General features: G+C 70.2%; 16 protein-coding genes and 1 tRNA gene. 7 read left to right on the top strand and 10 right to left on the bottom strand.

Annotated features, from left to right (window positions below; all coding sequences use genetic code 11):
- Nucleotides 1-20: 20 nt before the first annotated feature.
- A complete protein-coding gene (locus FHW12_RS15625) occupies nucleotides 21-1,220 on the top strand; it encodes a GGDEF domain-containing protein (RefSeq protein WP_182531972.1) in 1,200 nt (399 codons plus the stop codon).
- A 143-nt stretch (nucleotides 1,221-1,363) separates the two neighbouring features.
- On the opposite strand, the gene FHW12_RS15630 is transcribed toward FHW12_RS15625, so the two are convergent.
- The 4 genes from FHW12_RS15630 to FHW12_RS15645 all read right to left on the bottom strand — a co-directional run bounded on the left by FHW12_RS15630 (nucleotide 1,364) and on the right by FHW12_RS15645 (nucleotide 5,118).
- Nucleotides 1,364-1,690: a PGPGW domain-containing protein gene (locus FHW12_RS15630; protein ID WP_182531973.1), complete on the bottom strand. Its 327-nt coding sequence runs from the start codon at nucleotides 1,688-1,690 to the stop codon at nucleotides 1,364-1,366.
- A 97-nt stretch (nucleotides 1,691-1,787) separates the two neighbouring features.
- Entirely contained in the window at nucleotides 1,788-2,762 is a 975-nt protein-coding gene (locus FHW12_RS15635) for a hypothetical protein (RefSeq protein WP_182531974.1), read from the bottom strand.
- Entirely contained in the window at nucleotides 2,759-3,664 is a 906-nt protein-coding gene (locus FHW12_RS15640; protein WP_182531975.1) for a hypothetical protein, read from the bottom strand. The genes FHW12_RS15635 and FHW12_RS15640 overlap by 4 nt, the downstream gene beginning before the upstream one ends.
- A gap of 986 nt (nucleotides 3,665-4,650) precedes the next feature.
- Complete coding sequence (locus FHW12_RS15645) at nucleotides 4,651-5,118, bottom strand: hypothetical protein (protein WP_182531976.1); 468 nt, start codon at nucleotides 5,116-5,118, stop codon at nucleotides 4,651-4,653.
- Nucleotides 5,119-5,286: 168 nt separating this feature from the next.
- Between FHW12_RS15645 and FHW12_RS15650 the strand changes: the two genes are divergently transcribed.
- From FHW12_RS15650 to FHW12_RS15670, 5 genes are all read left to right on the top strand, one after another.
- Complete coding sequence (locus FHW12_RS15650; protein WP_182531977.1) at nucleotides 5,287-6,120, top strand: hypothetical protein; 834 nt, start codon at nucleotides 5,287-5,289, stop codon at nucleotides 6,118-6,120.
- Nucleotides 6,121-6,342: 222 nt separating this feature from the next.
- Nucleotides 6,343-7,092, top strand: a complete 750-nt coding sequence (locus FHW12_RS15655; protein ID WP_182531978.1) for a hypothetical protein — start codon at nucleotides 6,343-6,345, stop codon at nucleotides 7,090-7,092.
- Between the two features lie 75 nt (nucleotides 7,093-7,167).
- Nucleotides 7,168-7,686 (top strand): hypothetical protein, encoded by a 519-nt coding sequence (locus FHW12_RS15660; protein WP_182531979.1) that lies wholly within the window; start codon nucleotides 7,168-7,170, stop codon nucleotides 7,684-7,686.
- Nucleotides 7,687-8,162: 476 nt separating this feature from the next.
- Nucleotides 8,163-8,465 carry a hypothetical protein gene (locus FHW12_RS15665; protein ID WP_182531980.1) on the top strand — a complete coding sequence of 101 codons (303 nt, stop codon included), beginning with the start codon at nucleotides 8,163-8,165 and terminating at the stop codon, nucleotides 8,463-8,465.
- Between the two features lie 31 nt (nucleotides 8,466-8,496).
- Nucleotides 8,497-8,934: a hypothetical protein gene (locus FHW12_RS15670; protein ID WP_182531981.1), complete on the top strand. Its 438-nt coding sequence runs from the start codon at nucleotides 8,497-8,499 to the stop codon at nucleotides 8,932-8,934.
- A 170-nt stretch (nucleotides 8,935-9,104) separates the two neighbouring features.
- Here FHW12_RS15670 and FHW12_RS15675 read toward each other — a convergent pair.
- The 6 genes from FHW12_RS15675 to rnd all read right to left on the bottom strand — a co-directional run bounded on the left by FHW12_RS15675 (nucleotide 9,105) and on the right by rnd (nucleotide 15,505).
- Nucleotides 9,105-9,180: transfer RNA gene (locus FHW12_RS15675), tRNA-Ala, on the bottom strand.
- 81 nt (nucleotides 9,181-9,261) lie between these two features.
- Nucleotides 9,262-10,575, bottom strand: a complete 1,314-nt coding sequence (gene thrC, locus FHW12_RS15680) for a threonine synthase (protein ID WP_182532144.1) — start codon at nucleotides 10,573-10,575, stop codon at nucleotides 9,262-9,264.
- An 11-nt stretch (nucleotides 10,576-10,586) separates the two neighbouring features.
- The gene (locus FHW12_RS15685) at nucleotides 10,587-11,510 is read right to left on the bottom strand and encodes a homoserine kinase (protein ID WP_182531982.1); all 924 of its coding nucleotides are present in this window, start codon (nucleotides 11,508-11,510) and stop codon (nucleotides 10,587-10,589) included.
- Nucleotides 11,507-14,002 (bottom strand): bifunctional aspartate kinase/homoserine dehydrogenase I, encoded by a 2,496-nt coding sequence (gene thrA, locus FHW12_RS15690; protein WP_182531983.1) that lies wholly within the window; start codon nucleotides 14,000-14,002, stop codon nucleotides 11,507-11,509. Before thrA ends, FHW12_RS15685 begins: the two co-directional genes overlap by 4 nt.
- Before the next feature lie 95 nt (nucleotides 14,003-14,097).
- Entirely contained in the window at nucleotides 14,098-14,247 is a 150-nt protein-coding gene (locus FHW12_RS15695; protein WP_182531984.1) for a hypothetical protein, read from the bottom strand.
- Between the two features lie 145 nt (nucleotides 14,248-14,392).
- Nucleotides 14,393-15,505, bottom strand: a complete 1,113-nt coding sequence (gene rnd / locus FHW12_RS15700) for a ribonuclease D (protein ID WP_182531985.1) — start codon at nucleotides 15,503-15,505, stop codon at nucleotides 14,393-14,395.
- Nucleotides 15,506-15,561: 56 nt separating this feature from the next.
- Between rnd and FHW12_RS15705 the strand changes: the two genes are divergently transcribed.
- Nucleotides 15,562-17,490 carry a formylglycine-generating enzyme family protein gene (locus FHW12_RS15705; RefSeq protein ID WP_182531986.1) on the top strand — a complete coding sequence of 643 codons (1,929 nt, stop codon included), beginning with the start codon at nucleotides 15,562-15,564 and terminating at the stop codon, nucleotides 17,488-17,490.
- Nucleotides 17,491-17,500: the final 10 nt, after the last annotated feature.

Genomic DNA, 17,500 nt, shown 5'->3' on the forward strand with positions numbered 1-17,500 from the left:
GTGCCCAGCGTCGCGGTTGCATGCCTGATTCCTCCCTCTTTCCGCTCGACATTCCCACGCTCGCCTTCAGCCGCGGCCTGATGCAGATCATGCTCGCGGGCCTGCTCGTGTACGTCGGTCGACGGCACGAGCAGGGCGCCGGTGCGCGCTTGTGGGCGGCGGGCTTCCTGCTCAACGGCATCTCGCTGTTCCTGTTCTCCATCACCGCGCACGGTATCTGGGACACCGTCTGCGTCGTCGGCAACCACCTCGCGCTCGGCGCGGGCAGCGCCTGCCTGCTGCTCGGCTTCTGGGCGTTCGGGCGCCAGCGCGCGCAGCCGTGGCTCGCCGCGCTGGTGGTCGTGATCCCGCTCGTGGCGCTGCTCGCGTTCGAAGGCGCGTGGCCGAACGCGCGCCTGCGCGTGCTCACCACCGCGTTCGGCCAGCTCGTGTTCCTGCTCGCGTTGCAGGCGAGCCTGCGCCGGCCGCCGCGGCACGAGATCGAACACATCTACCGCCGCCTGCGCGTGCTCGCGCTCGTCTACGCGGCCGTGCTCGTCTGGGCGTACGCGGTCGTCGCGAACGTGCTGCCGACGTCGTCACGCCTGGACATCGGTTACCACCTCGCGATCTTCAGCGTGGCATCGCTGCTGTTCATGCTCTCGCTCGCGGTCACCTGCCTCGCGCTGCAGTTCGCCCTGCTCGCCGCGCGCAACGAGGACCTCGCGATGGTCGACTGGCTCACCGGCCTGCTCAACCGCCGCGGCTTCTTCCGCGCGATCGCGCACGGCGACACCGGCCGCGCCGATGCGGAGCGCATCGGCAGCGTCGTTGTGCTCGACATCGACCACTTCAAGCGCATCAACGACCAGCATGGCCACGCCGCCGGCGATCGCGTGCTGCAGGCCGTCGCCGACCGCCTGCGCGAACTCGCCTCGCCGTCGGACCTCGTCGCGCGCATGGGCGGCGAGGAGTTCTGCGTCGCGATGCCCGGCGCGCGACGCGAACACGCGTTCGCACGCGCCGAGGCGATCCTCGCGCACTGCCGCAATACCACCGTGCCCGCCGCCGACGGCCGCGCGATCCGCTTCACCGTGAGCGCGGGCGTGTGCGAAGCCTCGCCGACGCTGTCGATCGACGATGCGCTCGCGCAGGCGGACGCGGCGATGTACGCGGCGAAGCGCGAAGGGCGCGATCGGGCGATGGCCGCGCACGACCTCGAACACGACGCGCGCGCATGACGCGATGCGGCGCGACTCGTCGCCGCGGCGACGCCGGACGCAGGATGGGACGCGACCCGTAAGGCGGGAGGCAACTGCACGGCGGCGAGTCCCGCCGCGTTCCTCGATGCGCGCGTCGTGCGCATGCCGTCGCGGGAGCGACTTCAGTCGCGATGCTTCTCCCGTCGCCGCGCACGCCACCCTGCCACCACGCGCATCGCGACGAGATCGAGCCGGTCCATGAAGCGCGCGACGAGCACGGACTCTTCCGCGAGCAGCACCGCGCCGGCGAGCATGACGAGCAAACCCGGTCCGGGCAGCACGATCATCGCGAGCCCGAGCACGATCAGCACGAGCGCCGCCACGATCACCGCGACGCGCACCCAGCCCGGCGTGTCGCCGCGATGCGCGCGCTGGTGATGCGCCTGGAAACGCTGGCCGCGCGGCACGGCGAGGAACGCATGCCAGCGTGCTTTGAGGGTGCGGAACATGCGGGTCCTGCTGGGAGCGTGGGGACTATCGTGGACAGGGTGTCCTGAACGGGCCTCGTCCACGCAATCAGTCGAGGGAGGACAGGCCTCTGCGGGTTCAACGCCCGGAGCAGCACCGCGCATACAGGCGGCGGCCTTCCGCTTCGGCCTGCGCGAGCGCCGATGCGTCGAGCGCGCGTGCGCTGCGGTTGAGCAGCCAGGTCATCCGGTCGCGCTCCATCGCGGTCAGCTCCGCAGCCTGCAGGGCGGCGTATGCGTAGGCGTGCGCGCGCGCCGCATCGACGGCGTACAGGTTGATCGTCGCCGATTCGGCGTAGGCGCCGGCGAGGGCGACGAGTGCCGACGTGTCGCCGAGGCGTACCGCTTCGTCGAGGTACGCGCGCGCCTTGTCGCGGCGCGTGATCGCTTCGTCGACGTCGGCGACGACGGCCGCGACGCCATCGTACTCGGCCATCGCGAGGCGCGCGTATTCGCGCATCGCGTAGGTGTCGCCCGATTGCGCGGCGCGATCGAGCGGGTCGAGCCAGTGCGCGACGAGGTCGCGCGGCAAGGCCGCGCAGTCGGCGCGTCGTTTCGCGTTCTCGTTGATCCGCTGCATGGTGTTGGCGCGGCGTGTCTCGCGCTGGGCTTTGGTCAATTGGTCGTCCGTGAGGTCGTTCATGATGTACTGACGATCGCTCTCGTCCGAAGCCTCGGTCGCGCGCAGCCCGTACGGCGTGCAGGTACTCAGCTGCGACGTCAGTTCGATGGCCGCCCTCGTGTCGCCGGCGTCCGCCCATGCCTGCACCTGCTTCACCGCATCGCCGAACGGCGTGCGGTCGTCGGGCCATTGGTGCGCGCGGACCGCGGGCGGTGCCGAACGCCGCGGCGTGGCAGCGGCCGCCGGCGTTGCGCTCCGTGCAGGTGTCGGCGCGACGGGTGCGGGCGTGACCGGTGCAGGCGTGGCGGACGGCGCGGCGAGCGGCGAAGGCGCGGCGACGGTCGCAGGGCGATCGCGCATGAGCGCGAACAACACGCCGGCGGCGAGCGCGACGCTGCCGACCGCGATGGCATAGCGGCGAATCCTCGTCATGGCGACCCCGGCGACATGCAACAGGCGGCGAGATCGCGTGCCGCACGGCGCGCGCGCTCGCGCGCGCCGTCGTCGAGCGCGGCGGCCGCTTCATCGAGCAGGCCGGTCAGCGCCGCGGGCGCCATTTCAGCCGAGCGTGGCGTCAGCGAGTACGCGTACAGATAGCGATAGGCGGCTTCCGCGTCCTCGGGATAGAGCGTGCCGTGGGCGTAGTGCAGGTACATCTGCTGCAACGCGAGCGCATCGCCGCCGGCGAGCGCTCGCTCGAGGTAGTCGCGTGCGAGCCGCTTGCGCTCGCGCAGTTGCTCCGCATCGACGATCGCCGAGCGCGCGTTGTAGGTCGCGAACGCGAGGTTTCCGTACAGGGCCTGCGCATCGGCGTCACCGAGCGCGGCGGCGCGCTCGGTCCAGTGGAACGCGAGCGGCCGCGGATCCTGTTCGTCGATGCCGCCCGCGTTGGCGCAATCGCGCGCCCTCTGCGCCTGGTTCGCCTTCAGGCGCGCGAGCAGGGCGTCCGGGCCGAGCGGATGGCCGTCCACGTTGAGCGTCACGCCTCGTGCGGTCGCTTCGACCACCCACGATTCGAGCTGCGCGTCGTCCACCGGCACGTAGCCGTTGCATTGGGCGAACGCGCGGCCGAGCCGCGCGGCGGCGTGCGCGTCGCCGCGCTCGGCCCGCCGTTCGAGTTCCGCGCGCACGTCGACGAAGGGGCGATCGTCGAGGTCGTCCGCGGCCTTGGTCGAGGGCGGGGCCGTCGAGGTTCGCGGCGAGCCGGCGGAGGCCGATGCGCCCGCCTTGCCTGCGCGCGTCGGTGCGTCGGCGGTGCCGGAGGACGTGGCAACGTGCCGGTACAGCAGCGCGGCGCCTGCGATCACTGCCAGTGCCAGTACGAGCCATCGCATGCGTCCGTGATCCCTCACATCCACCATCCTTTCCGTCGGTGCGAAACCGGCTTGTCGTCACGAGGCGCAGACAGAGCCCACGGACGACTTGGAAGCCGGAATCTACCCGATTTGCGGTCGGCAACGGAGGCGTCACGGTGGCCCGCACCCGTTCGGAGGTCGACGCACGTAGGGTGCGCCCTGGCGCACCACGCCCCGTGGCGTGGGAACGATGTGCGAGGCACGCCTGCTCGAACATCACCTCGCCCGCTTGCGGGAGAGGTCGCGCCGCAGGCGCGGGTGAGGGGAAGGCACGCGAGCCCTCGCATCGATTGCCCTCATCCGCCTCCGGTCCTTTCTCCCGCAAGCGGGAGAAGGGACAACGGCACGTTGGGTGCGCCCCGGCGTACCGGCGCCTCGTCGTCACCGGATGCGGCGCGCCAGGGCGCACCCTACGATCCTCGTGCCGTCATTCCCGCGAAAGCGGGAATCCATGGGCGTCGTCACCACGTCGAGCCGACGCGCGACGCAGCCCGCATCACGCGTGAGCGAACCGTCCTCGCGCGCGAATCATCATGACTCGCATGCGAGTACCGACGGGTGATGCGCGAGCCCGGTCGTATCGCGTGCGAGCGGTCACGACTCGCGGTTTCGTGCGCGCGGTTGCAACCTCACGCGCGGCCGCTCGCTCGCCAGCGAATGCGATGGGCACGGTACGCAGCCGCACTCGCGCGCCAATCGCCGCGACTCGCGTGCGAGTCCGGCGCATTCACGGTCGAGGCAGGGTCACTCGGCGATCGCGCCATTTTGCGCAGGCGCCACGCCCGGGCACTGCCGATCGGCGTTCGCAACGAGGCGATCCACGCGCGCGGGGCAGTGACCCGGTTGCACGGAGCGGAGATCGAACGCGGCGATGCCATGCATCACCCGCACCCGGAAAGCAGGCAACAAAAAAGCCGCATCGCTGCGGCTTCGTCGTCCTCCTGCGAGAGGGGAGGAGCGGGCGGTCAGGCCGCCTTCGCCTCCGGCACCTTGGGCCGGCGCGAGAACCGCGCACCGAGCGTCTCGCGCAAGCCCTCCAGGCCCTGGTGGCGCCCGGTGACCTTGAGCAGCGCATAGCCCTGAAGCGACGCCTGCATGATCGTCGCGCCGACCACCGTGTCGGTATTCGACAGGCGCTCGCCGAGGCGGATCAGCCGCTGCATGCGCGGCCGCATCCAGTCCAGCGCATCCAGGCTCTGCTGCACGTCCGTCAACCCCATGCTCTGCGGCACCAGCTGCCGGTTCTGGTCGAGCAGCGACAGCGTCTGCCGGCAGAACGCCTCGGACTTGTCGCCCATCTTCATGAGCCGGCGACGCTCGCCCGCCGGCATCGCGACCAGCGCCGCGAACTGCGCCTCCAGCTCGGTCAGCGCCGCATCGATCGCGGTGGCCTGGGCATCGGTGAAAGAGAGCGAAAGGGTAGCTTGGGACATGGATACTTCTCCTCGTGGAGTGGGACGGCGCCCGGACGCCCCTATGGCGGGCGGGCGTGTGCCGGGTGGCACGAGGGGTATTGGAGCAGGGGTGGGTCGCATAGGTTGAGACTGGGAGTCGGCACGGACGGCGTACGCTTAGGGTCGTCCGGAGGCGGAGGCGATGACATGGCGACCTACAATCTCGATCTCGACGTTCTCAACGCCCTATTTCAGGAACGCGTGCGTCGCGTCGCGATGATGATCGGTCTTGTGCACAACATTCGCGACAATGAATTGGTGGTTCGATATCAGCTTGGCGCATCACCTGTGGGAGTCGAGCTATCACACCTTCCGCCCACTCAGTCGCCTGAGGAAATAAAATTGGCGCGGCATGGCTTGGCCGTATGGGTTCTCGCGTGCGCCCTGAGAGATTTAGTGGAATCATTCGAGCGCATTCTCGAGCCCGTCTACTATTTCGGGACGTTTGGACGTTCGCGCCTCAATGAAATTCCGTTCGAAGATGTCGAGCCTATGAGAGAGAAGTTCGAGAAGGGCGGGCTCGATCTGAAGATCGTGCGGCTTCGCAAGCATCTTGGGATCGACGTTCAGTATGCGGAGGAGTTCGCGTCATTGAACAAGGTGCGAAACTGTCTGACCCACCGCAGCGGCATAGTCCAGAAGTGGGACTGCGACAATTCAGATTGTCCACATTTGACCGCTAGGTGGCTCGGCTTTGACCCTAAGGTTGAATGGCCTGATGGGCGTCGCGAATTGGTTGTGCCCGGAATGGTTGTTGAGGGCGGTCCGACTCTTCTTGTCGAAGTAGTTCAGAGGACTAAGCGGTTTGACCTCGGTGCTAGCCTGTACTTTGAAGCGCACGAGCTTTCGGAATTGCTCTTCATGTTCTCGCAAGCTTCGATGGGATTTGTGCACGCAGCCGGCCCGTCGCTCAAGAAGTTCGCCTCAAACGAGCAAAGCGCGGCCAACGAGGTGGTGAAGGAATTCATCCGAGCTCCATAGGGAGAGGCAAGGCATGCCGGCCAAGACAGACGAACAACTGCGATACGACCGCCTACATTTTGCTCGCAAGGATTTCCAAGCTGTTCTCGCGCTGGCAGCCGAGATGTTGACGGGCCGAATGTACAGCCGCCCCCGAGGCACGCCTATGCCGGCGCGCTTCAACTACAACCGCGGAATCAAAGGGGACGGAGTAATTTTCCGTTTGAATTGCGGAGCTTGGAGATGGCCGCGCCGATCCAGGGAGGGTATATGCGCCAAAGCTTCATTCGCCCCATCGCCGCCATCGTTGGTCTGCTCTGCGCAGCAAGCCAAGCCTCTGCCGCGATTTGCATGCCGTGTCCGGGCTGCTCGGACGGGCAGATGCTCCAAGCCGCCGTCGACAAAGGGCAAGGTGCGCGACTCGTCTGGAACCCGACCGACGGCAGTATTCGCGAGTATCGCGTGACGTGCGGCATCGACAGCGCGGGCGATGCGTCGATCGCAACCGACAACGACCACGGCAAGAGCGGTGTCGAGCTGAACGCCGCCACGACGCCATGCACGGGCGTCGAAGGCGCGGTACCGCAAGTCATGCAGGACGTCGCCGCGGCGCTGCTGCGGTTCTCGAACGCGACAGGCGGAACGTACAAGGCTGTCGCGGAGATCCACGCGAACCGCTGGTCGATCCGCACGCAGCCGAATCCCTCGGCGCGCGACTATCTCGCGGACGCGAACTATCGCGCGCAGCTGCACGATCGCGTCGAGCAGGAAGGGCTTGCGTCCATCCCGGGGACGGTCGGCGAGGTGATGCCATACCTGATGGAGACTGACGTGGTATCGCGGGCGTTCACCGACCACGTCGAAACCGTCGTCACGATCATGTTCGACGACGGATCGAAGGTCGACGTGCGATTCGAGGTCGGCCAGCCGCCAGCGTATGTGAAAGGTACGGCTCGCGATGCAGCGAACAGTCGCCTCCCGGACATCGGGTGAGCGGTGTGGATAGGCGATTCGGCGGAAGTCGCAGGGTAAAGTACGTCGTCGTGGCCGACATGCCGGGTATCATGAATGCTGGAACTCGATAGCCCGCGCTGGTCCGAGCTTGCGCATGCGTATGGGCCCGCCTCGGACATTCCCGCGTTGCTTCGACAGCTGGACTCATTGCCGGCCACGCGGGAAAGGGACGAGCCCTGGTATACGTTGTGGAGTGCACTGGCGCATCAAGGGGACGTTTACCCGGCGTCGTTCGCGGCGGTCCCCCATGTAGTCGCGGCGCTCGCCACCGCGCCCGAGCGTGCGGACAGCAGCTACTTTCATTTCCCGGCGTGGGTGGACGTCTGCCGCTTCCGCAAGAACGTCGAGATACCTGCCGACCTTCGGGCGGCCTACGTCGAAGCGCTCGCGAAACTGCCCGGCCTCGTCGCGGCTGCATCGTCGCGCGAGTGGAGCGAGGAGTTCCTTGCGTGCGCGCTCGCCGCGATCGCTGCGGCCAAGGGCTATCCTGCGGTGGCCGAGGCTGCCCAGGAACTCACGCCCAGAGTGGCGGATGCGTTCGTCGAATGGTTCTACGAGAACTGGGCAGGCTGATGGGACGCAAGGCAAGGATCCGATCAATCGAAGCGCGCATTGCCGAGCACGAGAAATACAGGCGCCAATGCAAAGTCCGCATTGGGCCCTCGTTCCTCCTCTCTCTTTTCGCGCTGACGGTCGCGTCCTTCATTCTTTGGCGTGACCCTCATTCTTGGCGGCTCACTGCACTCGTCGTCACTTTCCCTTTGCTTTTCACCGGCCTCGAGGCCTGGGGATACGTCCGCCATGACCGAGCAATCCGGCGCCTGCGTAGCGACTCCACGGCAGTTTGAGTTTGCCGACGTCGGCTCGCGCGCAACGAGTAAGCGACGACTTGGTGCACCGGGCGATGCGAGCGGGGTCGGTTTTCGCCAGCGGTGCTCGCGGGCGCCGTATGCAAGACCATGCGGAAATGGGACTTCCGTTGAATTTCGGTCCGAAAAAGTGATGGGCCAGCGTTGATCGCGCGTCTGGGAGAACTAGCTACGATCTGCGTGGTCGATCCTTCCCGCATTCTTCCGTTGAAGGTCCAGTTGTCCGTGCTCGAAATGCCCCGTTCCAACACCGTTCGTCGGCTCGGCATCATCCTGAGCTGGGTGATCTGGATTGCGGCTCCTTGTGCCGCGATCTTCGGCCACAAGGCGCAGCTCTATGTCGTGGCGATGTGGCTGCTTGGCTTCGTGCCTTACCTGATCGCACTCCAGGTGATTGAGCCGTGGCTCTTGCGGCGTTCCGCAAGCCGTCGAGGCGCTGTCCTTTCGCCGCGTGAAGAAGCGAAAAACCCCGAGCCGCGTTGATTGCGCGGCCATGATCATGCATAAGGTAGCGATGAGCGCGACCCCTTCGACCGAAGTCGTACGCATCGAACAACGGACCTGCGACTGCGGTTGCGCGCAGCCCTATCCCTCGCATGTCGGGCTTCTCCGCTACGGGGCGTCGGAGACGGTGTTCGAGGCAGCCTTGATGCATGGCGAGGCCAAGCAGCCGCATCTGTGGGTGCTGCTCGGCACGGGACCGTGGTTCGACGATGACTCCCGCAACTGCTGGCTCACCGTCCATGCCTGGCTCGACGACGGCAACATCCTGACGTCCATAGCGGACCCGTCCGGGTCGCCGTTCACGGACGAGGACGCGTGCGGCGGGCGCTGGCTGTCGCGCGAAGACGTACTCGCGCAGGAAGGCGCCCTCGAATGGGCGATTGCGCGTCGCCTGCAGCTGGTCGCGCAGGTTCCCGCCATTGCGTTGCATCTTGGTGCGGAAGCCTGACGATGAAGATGCTCGATGGCGACGGCGTCCGACGCACGGCCAATGGATGCCCGCGTTCGCGGGAATGACGAGAGCAGGCATGTCGCTCGCCTCGTTGCGCCGTCCTCCGAGCCCCGAAAACGAAAAACCCCCGAAGGATCACCTTCGAGGGTTCGTCGACACTGAATGAGTGGTGGAGCGGAGGAGGATCGAACTCCCGACCTTCGCATTGCGAACGCGACGCTCTCCCAGCTGAGCTACCGCCCCACGTGCAATCCGCGGCTGGGGACCGCGAAAGGGCGCGCATGATAACCCGCGTTTCGCCGATCGCCAACCCCTGCGTGCGGGTCAGGCGGCGGGCGCGGGTTCCGGATGGGCCAGTAGGGCGGCGCAGAGGTCGGCGTAGTCGGCGCGGATCGGTTCGGCCTCGGCCGGGCGCGCGAGCAGCGCGGCGAGCGCGGGCGGCGTGTCGACCGGGTGGCCGAGCAGGGGTTCGATGATCGTGTCGAACTTGGCCGGGTGCGCGGTCGCGACGACGACGGCGTCGCCGTGGTCGCCCGCGGCGCGGCGGCGGTCGAGCACGTGCAGCGCGGTCGCGGTGTGCGGGCAGACGACGAGACCGCGCTCGGCATAGGCGCGCAGGGTCGTGCGGATCGTCGCGTCGTCGACCGCTTCGGCGGTCACGGCACGGCGCAGGTCGGCGTCATCCGGACACAGCCAGCGCAGGCGTTCGAAGTTGCTCGGTGCGCCGACGTCCATCGCGTTGGCGAGCGTGGCGACGCTCGCGCGCGGCGCGTAGTCGGCGCCGGCGAAGAAGTCGGGCAGGGTGCGGTTCGCGTTGGTCGCGAGCACGACGGCACCGATCGGCAGGCCGCAGGCACGCGCGAGGATCGCCGCGAACGCGTTGCCGAGGTTGCCGGTCGGCACGATGAACAGCGGTGGCGCGCCGCCTGCGCGCCGGTGTTGCAGCGCGGTGAGGGCGTAGTACGCCATCTGCGGCAGCAGGCGGCCGAGGCTGATGCTGTTGGCCGAGGTGAGCGCGACGCGCGCCTTCAGCGCGTCGTCGGCGAGCGCGCGCTTGACCAGCGCCTGGCAGTCGTCGAACGAGCCCGCGACGCGCAGCGCGCGCACGTTGTCGCCGAACGCGCCGAGCTGGTGCGCCTGGCGCGGCGACACGCGACCGTCGGGGTAGAGGATGACGACGCGGAAGCCCGGTCGGCGATGGAACGCGGCGGCGACCGCGGCGCCGGTGTCGCCGGAGGTGGCGACGAGGACGGTGCGTACCGCATCGACGTCGCGCGGGCGCAATCGTGCGAAGCACGCCGCGAGGAACCGCGCCGCGAAATCCTTGAACGCCGCGGTCGGGCCGTGGAACAGCTCGAGCAGCCCCGTGTCCTGCGCGATCGCGCGCAGCGGCGCGGGAAGGTCGAGCGCTTCGGCGCAGATCGCGTCGAGTTCATCCGCGAGTGCATCGCCGGCGAAGAACGGTCGCAGCAGGCGCGAGGCGATCGCGGGCAGGCTGTCGCAGCCGTCGAAGTCGGCGACGTCGAACCTCGGCAGCGACGCGGGTACGTAAAGGCCGCCGTCGGGCGCGAGGCCGGCGACGAGCGCGGCGCCGAGGCCGATCGCGGGCGCGTGGCCGCGCGTGCTCACGTAGGTCATCGGGCCGTTGCTCACGCGACCACCCGCGCGGCCGGGCCGGCGACCGGCGAGATCCACGCCTCGCTCGCGTAACCGACGTCGGAGAACGCGGCGCGCATGAAGCCCGCGACCGAATGCGCGGTGCCTTCGTCGGCACACCAGGCGAACACGCTCGGGCCTGCGCCGGAGATGCTCGCGCCGAGCGCACCGGCCGACAGCGCCGCCTGCTTCACGCGATCGAAGCCGAAGATCAGCGACGCGCGGCGCGGTTCGACCAGCACGTCGTCGAGGCCGGCACGGATGAGTTCCATGTCGCGCTCGTGGCAGCCGGCGAGCACCAGAGCGAGGTTCGCGCTCTGCGCGACGAAGTCGGACAGCGCGTACGACCCCGCGAGTGCCGCGCGCGCAGCACGCGTCTCGAGCACGGCGGCCGGATGCACGAGCGCGCAGTGCAGCCCGCGCGGCACCGGGATCGGCACGAGCCGGTTCGCGGTCGACAGCACGAGGCCGCCGAGCAGCATCGGCCCGACGTTGTCGCCGTGGCGGCCGCCGCTCGCGAGCGCTTCGCCGTCCAGCGCGAACGGATAGAGTTCGTGCCGGTCGAGCGGGTCGCCGAGCAACGCGTTCGCGGCGACGAGCGCGGCGACCGCCGAGGCGGCCGAGCCGCCCATGCCGGAACCGAACGGGATGCCCTTGTCGATCTCGATCTCGAAGCCGGCGGGGATCCGCAGCGCGTTGCGGAACGCGATCACCGCCGCGCCCGCGGTGTTCTTCGCCGCTTCCATCGGCAGCGGTTGCGTGCTGCCGCGGATCGCCGCGATGCGCACGGTCGGCTCGGGGATGTGGCGCACGATGACGCGGTCGCCGGGGCCGGCGATCGAATGGCCGAGGATGTCGAAACCGACGCCGACGTTGCCGACGCTCGCGGGCGCGAAGGCGATGACCTGGTTGGTCACAGGCGCGCTCCGAGCGTCGCGGCGACGCGCAGCACGTCGGCGAACACGCCGGCCGCGGTGACCTCGGGGCCCGCGCCGGGTCCTTGCACGACGAGCGGGTTGTCGCGGTAGCGGCGCGTCGTGAACTGCACGATGTTGTCGGTCAGGCGCAGGTGCGCGAACGCGTGGTCGGCCGCGAGTTCGGCGAGGCCGACGCTCGCGCGGCCGTCGCGGTCCAGCCGTGCGACGTAGCGCAGCACGCGCCCGGCATCGCGCGCGCGGGCGTGGCGTGCGGCGATCGCGGCATCGAACTCGGACAGGCGGTGCATGAATTCCTCCACGGATGCGGCGCGCAGCGATTCCGGCACCAGGCTTTCGACCGCGACGTCGGCGAGGTCGATGCCGACGCCGGCCTCGCGCGCGAGGATCACGAGCTTGCGCGCGACGTCGGTGCCGGACAGGTCGTCGCGCGGGTCCGGTTCGGTGTAGCCGAGCGCGTGCGCTTCGTGCACGAGCGCGGAAAACGCCACCGAACCGTCGTAGCGGTTGAACAGCCACGCGAGCGTACCCGAGAAGATGCCTTCCGCGGCGAGCAGTTCGTCGCCGGTGTCGAGCAGGTCGCGCAGGGTCGAGATGACCGGCAGGCCGGCGCCGACGGTCGCTTCGTAGCGGAAGCGCGCGCCGCGCGCGCTCGCGGTGCGGATCGCCTGCCAGCGCTCGCGCGGCCCGGCGCCCGCGTGCTTGTTCGGCGTGACCACGTGGATGCCGGCGCCGAGCCAGGCGGGGTAGCGCGCGGCGACCGCATCGCTCGCGCTGCAGTCGACGATGAGCGCGTGCGGCAGGTGTTCGGCCTGCACGTGGCGGGTGAACGCGTCGAGGTCGCCGCCGTCGCTGGCGGAATCCTTCCACGCCGCGGCGCCTTCGGCTTCGCCGAGCCACTGGAGAGCGCGCGTCGCGACCGCGCGCACGCGCAGGTCGAGCTGGTGTTCGCGCAGCAGGCGCGCACGCGCGGCGTCGAGTTGCGCGAGCAGCGCGGCGCCGACCTTGCCCGGCCCGACCACGCCGATCGACACCGTCTGCGGCGACAGCCAGAACGCCGCGTGCGCAGCGCGCAGCGCACGCGCGGTGTCGGCCGCGTCGACCGCGACCGAGATGTTGCGCTCGGACGCGCCTTGCGCGATCGCGCGGATGTTGATGCCGCAACGGGCGAGCGCGCCGAACAGGCGCGCGGCGACGCCGGGCTGGCCGGCCATGCCGTCGCCGACCGCGGCGAGCACGCTGATGCCGGCGGCGACGCCGACGCTGGCGATCTCGCCGCGCGCGAGTTCGGCGACGAACGCTCGGCGCAATGCGGCTTCCGCGCGCGCCGCGTCCGCTTCGCGCACGACGCAACAGATCGAATGCTCGGACGAACCCTGCGAGATCATCACCACCGACACACTCGCCGCGTGCAGTGCGCCGAACGCGCGCTCGGCGGTACCGGGCACGCCGATCATGCCGGCGCCTTCGAGCGTGAGCACGGCGAGGTCGCGCACCGCGCTGAGCCCTTTCACGGGTGGCTGCGCCGCGTCGCCCGCCGGCTCGGTGCCGATCGACGTGCCGGCATGGTCGGGGCGGAACGTGTTGCGGATGCGCACCGGCAGGCCGCGCGCGATCGCCGGCGTGAGCGTCTGCGGGTGGATCACCTTGGCGCCGAAGTAGGCGAGTTCGCAGGCTTCGTCGTAGCTGAGCGCAGCGAGCGGGATCGCGTCGGGCACGAGGCGCGGGTCGGCCGACAGCACGCCGTCGGTGTCGCCCCAGAGCGTGAGTTCGCTCGCGCCCGCGAGCGCGGCGAAGATCGCGGCCGAGTAGTCGCTGCCGTTGCGGCCGAGCACGGTCGCGCGGCCTTCGCGCGTGCGCGCGACGAAGCCGGTCACGACCAGCCAGGGTTGCGGGTGGCGCGTGCGCCAGTCGGCGTAGCGTGCGCCGCTCGCCTCCCAGTCGACGATCGCGCCGAGCTCGCCGTGGCCGACGACGAGCACGTCGCGCGCGTCGAGGCAGGCGCAGGCGCGGCCGTCGTGCGCGAGCAGGTCGGCGAGCATGCGCGCCGACCAGACTTCGCCGAGGCCCTGGATCGCTTCGGCCGCCTCGCGGCTCGGCGTGCCGAGCACGGCGAGTGCGGCGAGCAGGTTGGCGAGCTCGGCGAAGCCGTGCTCGAGCCAGGCGAGCGTCGCGCCGGCGTCGGCGCCGAGCAGGTCGAGCGTGGTCGCGAGGTGGCGTTCGCGCAGTGCGGCATGCGCACCCTTCCAGCCGTCGTCGCCGCGCACGGCGGCGTCGGCGAGCGCGATCAGCGCGTCGGTGGTGCCGCGCATCGCCGAGACGACGACGAGCTGGCGCGGATCTGCCTGCGTCGCGAGGATCGCGGCGACGCGGCGGAAACAGCTCGCGTCGGCGAGGCTGGAACCGCCGAACTTGTGCGCTGCGCACGGTGGCGCGGCCGCGGCGGCGGGCAGGGCAGGAGCGTTGCGGGACATCACGAGCCTCCGGTTGGAGGCCCCGCTGCGAGGGACTCGGGCGGTTCGCTGCGGCCCGGTTCCCTTGCGAGGGACGGGGCCGTTTGCGTTTGGAATCAGTCGCGCGCGGGCACCCGTACCACGATCGTCGTCGACGTCGTCGTGGTCGTGCTCGTCGTAATCGTGCGCGTCATCGTCGCGCACGCGCCGGTGCCGCGGTCGGTGACCGCGCGGTCCGTCAGGGCATGGAGGCGACGAAGCAGCATGGGCCGAGTCTGACGGGAGCTACCGGGGGGTTGTCAAGCGCCGACCTTCCGCATCGACCGCGCCCGCTCCGTTCGCGATGCTCTCCGCAGGAGCGCACCCTGTGCGCGACCGCAACGCCGAACGCCGCGCGGCGGCGCGCGCGCCCTACGGCAGTCGTTCCATCAATGCGTCGTGCAGCACCTCGCGCCGCCAGCCTTCGAGGGCGGCCGGCCAGCGGCGGGTGGCGAGCAGCGATTCGAGGTGGCGGCGCGCGCAGAGCAGGCCGTCGGGGAGGCCGAGTTCGGTCGCGCGCGCGACGACGGCCTCCTTGAGCTTGGCGACCACCTGCTTGTCGCGCGCGTCGGGCGCGTGCGGGATCGGCGTGAACTCGCGTTCGTCGTCGGCGATCGGCGCGCGCAGCACCTCGAGCAGGTCGGCGCGTTGCGCGCTGCGCAGCGCGCGCAGGCCCTTGGTGCGATCGGCGAGTTCGTTCGCCTCGCGCGGCGGTCGCGCGACGAGGTCGAGCGCGTGCGCATCGTCGAGCAGCCACGAACGCGGGCGGTCGACCGTGCGCGCGGTCGCCTCGCGCCAGCGCAGCACGCGGCGCAGCAGCGCCTGCTTGTCGCGCGGCCAGTCGGCGGCGCCGCGCAGGCCGAGCTGCGGCTCGGGGTCGGGCTCGCGGTTGCGCGCGCGTTCGAGCAGGCGTTCGCAGTCCTGCTCGAACCAGCCGAGGTAACCGCGACCGACCAGGCGCGCGGTGAGCTGCTCGTGCAGTTCCGGCAGGTGCACGACGTCCTGTTCGGCGTAGTCGAGCTGCTGCGGGCTCAGCGGGCGGCGCAGCCAGTCCGAGCGCGTCTCGGCCTTCGGCAGTTCGACGCCGGTGATCTCGCGCACGAGCTTCTGGTAACCGAGCCCGGCGCCGAGGCCGGCGAACGAGGCGGCGATCTGCGTGTCGAACAGGCGCGCGATCGCGCATTGCCAGGTCGCGAGTGCCTCGAGATCCTCGCCGGCGCTGTGCATGACGATCGTGTGCGCGGGGTCGGCCAGCACGCGCGCGAGCGGCGCCGGGTCGACCTCGGCGATCGGGTCGACCAGGGCGATCCGCGGCCCGACCTGCACCTGCACGAGCGCGAGGCGCGGCAGGAAGGTGTCGGTGCGCATGAACTCGGTGTCGAGGCCGACCAGTGTCGGTACGTCGGCGAGCAGGGGTTGCAGCGCGTCGCTGCGTTCGATCCATTCGGCCAAGCGGTGGAACTCCTGTCTGTACGGGAGATGCATGCAGTCGCCGCACAGGCCTTCACCGCACCGCTGCGAGCATCGATAATCGACCCACGATGCCCGGTACCGAAGTCGCACGCAAGCAGCACACCCTCGGCGGAGCCGCCGGCATCGTGCTGCTTGCGTTCGCGCTCGTCTACCGCTTCTTCCCCGGCGTGCTGCACGTGGAGCCGCAGGCGCAGCAGCCGGTCACCGCCAGCCAGCCCGGCCTGCATCCGCCCGCGGGCACGTGGTCGGCCGTGCGGCCGGCCTCGACGACCGTGCCGGCGCCGACCAGCGAGGCCGAGCCCGAGGTCGGCACCTCGTTCGCCGACGCGGTGCGCATGGGGCCGCCGATCGCCACGACCAAGGAAGTGGCCGCGCTGCTCAAGCGCGCGCGCAGCGCGGAGGAGAAGGGTGCGCTGTTCGAGCCGAAGGACGGCAACGCCGTCGCGCTCTACCGCGCGGTGCTCGCGTCGGCACCGAACAACGTCGACGCGGAAGCGGCGCTCGAGCGCATCGGCGGCGCCGTGCGCGACTGGGCCCTTGCCGCGGTCGACCGGGGCGACGAGCCCGCTGCGCAGCGCTACCTCGCCGCCTATGCCGACCTGCCGCATCCCGACGACGAACTCGCCGGCCTGCGTACGCGCGTGAAGACCCTGCACCAGATCGTGCCGCTGCTCGCCGACGCCGCCTCGCGCGTCAAGGCGGGCAAGCTCACCGGCGACGGCGACGACAACGCGCTCGCGACCTACCGCGAAGTGATGAAGCTCGATCCGGGCAATCGCCTCGCCGACGCCGGCCTCGCGACGATCGAGCGCGATTTCCTCGACCGCGCGCTCGCGCAGGCCGCGCAGGACGATTTCAGCGGCGCCGACGCGACGCTCGGCACCGCGTCGGCGATCCGCCCCGGCTCGCAGGCACTGCTCGAGACGCGCTCGCGCGTCGACGGCATCCGCCGGCAGCGCGCCGAAACCGTGCTCGCGCAGGCGCGCTCCGCGCTCGACGCCGGCAACGCCGACCTCGCCGAGCAGCTCGCCAAGAAGGCGCAGGCGATCAGCCCCGACCTCGCCGGCATCGACGACTTCAACCTGCGCCTGCGCAATGCGCGCCTGTACGCGAGCCTCGCGCCGGGCGAGCTCATCCGCGACCGCTTCCTCGACGTCGCGGGCACGGCGCCCGCGCTCGTGGTCGTGCCGACCGGCGAGTTCGTGATGGGCTCGCCCGCCGACGAGACCGGCCACCAGGACGACGAGGAGCCGCAGCGGCGCGTGCGCATCGCGGTCGGCTTCGCGCTCGGCCAGGGCGAGGTCACCGTCGGACAGTTCCGCGAGTTCGTCGCGGCGACCAAACACGTGACCGACGCCGAGAAGCTCGGTTCGGCCGCGGTCTACGAGGAAAGCTCCGGCCGCATCGCCGACCGTCGCGGCATGAGCTGGCGCAACGACTACCGCGGCGAGCGCGCGAGCGACAACCTGCCGGTCCTCAACGTCTCGTGGAACGACGCGAGCGCCTACCTCGAATGGCTGTCCGCGCGCACCGGCAAGCACTACCGCCTGCCGACCGAGGCGGAGTTCGAGTACGCCGAGCGCGCCGGATCGGCGACGCGCTTCAGCTGGGGCGACGGCGACCCCGACCACGTCGTCGGCAACTTCACCGGCGAAGGCGACCGCTCGCCGAGCAAGCGCAGCTGGACCAGCGCGTTCCCGCACTACAGCGACGGCTACTGGGGCCCGGCACCGGTGCGCAGCTTCGCCGCGAACCGCTACGGCCTGTTCGACATGGAAGGCAACGTGTCCGAATGGGTCGAGGACTGCTGGCACGACAACTACACGCGCGCGCCGCGCGACAGCGCGGCCTGGGTCAACCCCGGTTGCGAGCGGCGCGTCGTGCGCGGCGGCTCGTGGGGCAGCGACCCGGACCAGGTGCGCTCGGCATTCCGCATCGCCGCGCGCAACGACACGCGCAGCGCGCGCGTGGGCTTCCGCGTCGCGCGCGACCTGTAGCGCAGGGCAG

It is taken from the genome of Dokdonella fugitiva, assembly GCF_014138265.1.
Lineage (GTDB): Bacteria > Pseudomonadota > Gammaproteobacteria > Xanthomonadales > Rhodanobacteraceae > Dokdonella_A > Dokdonella_A fugitiva_A.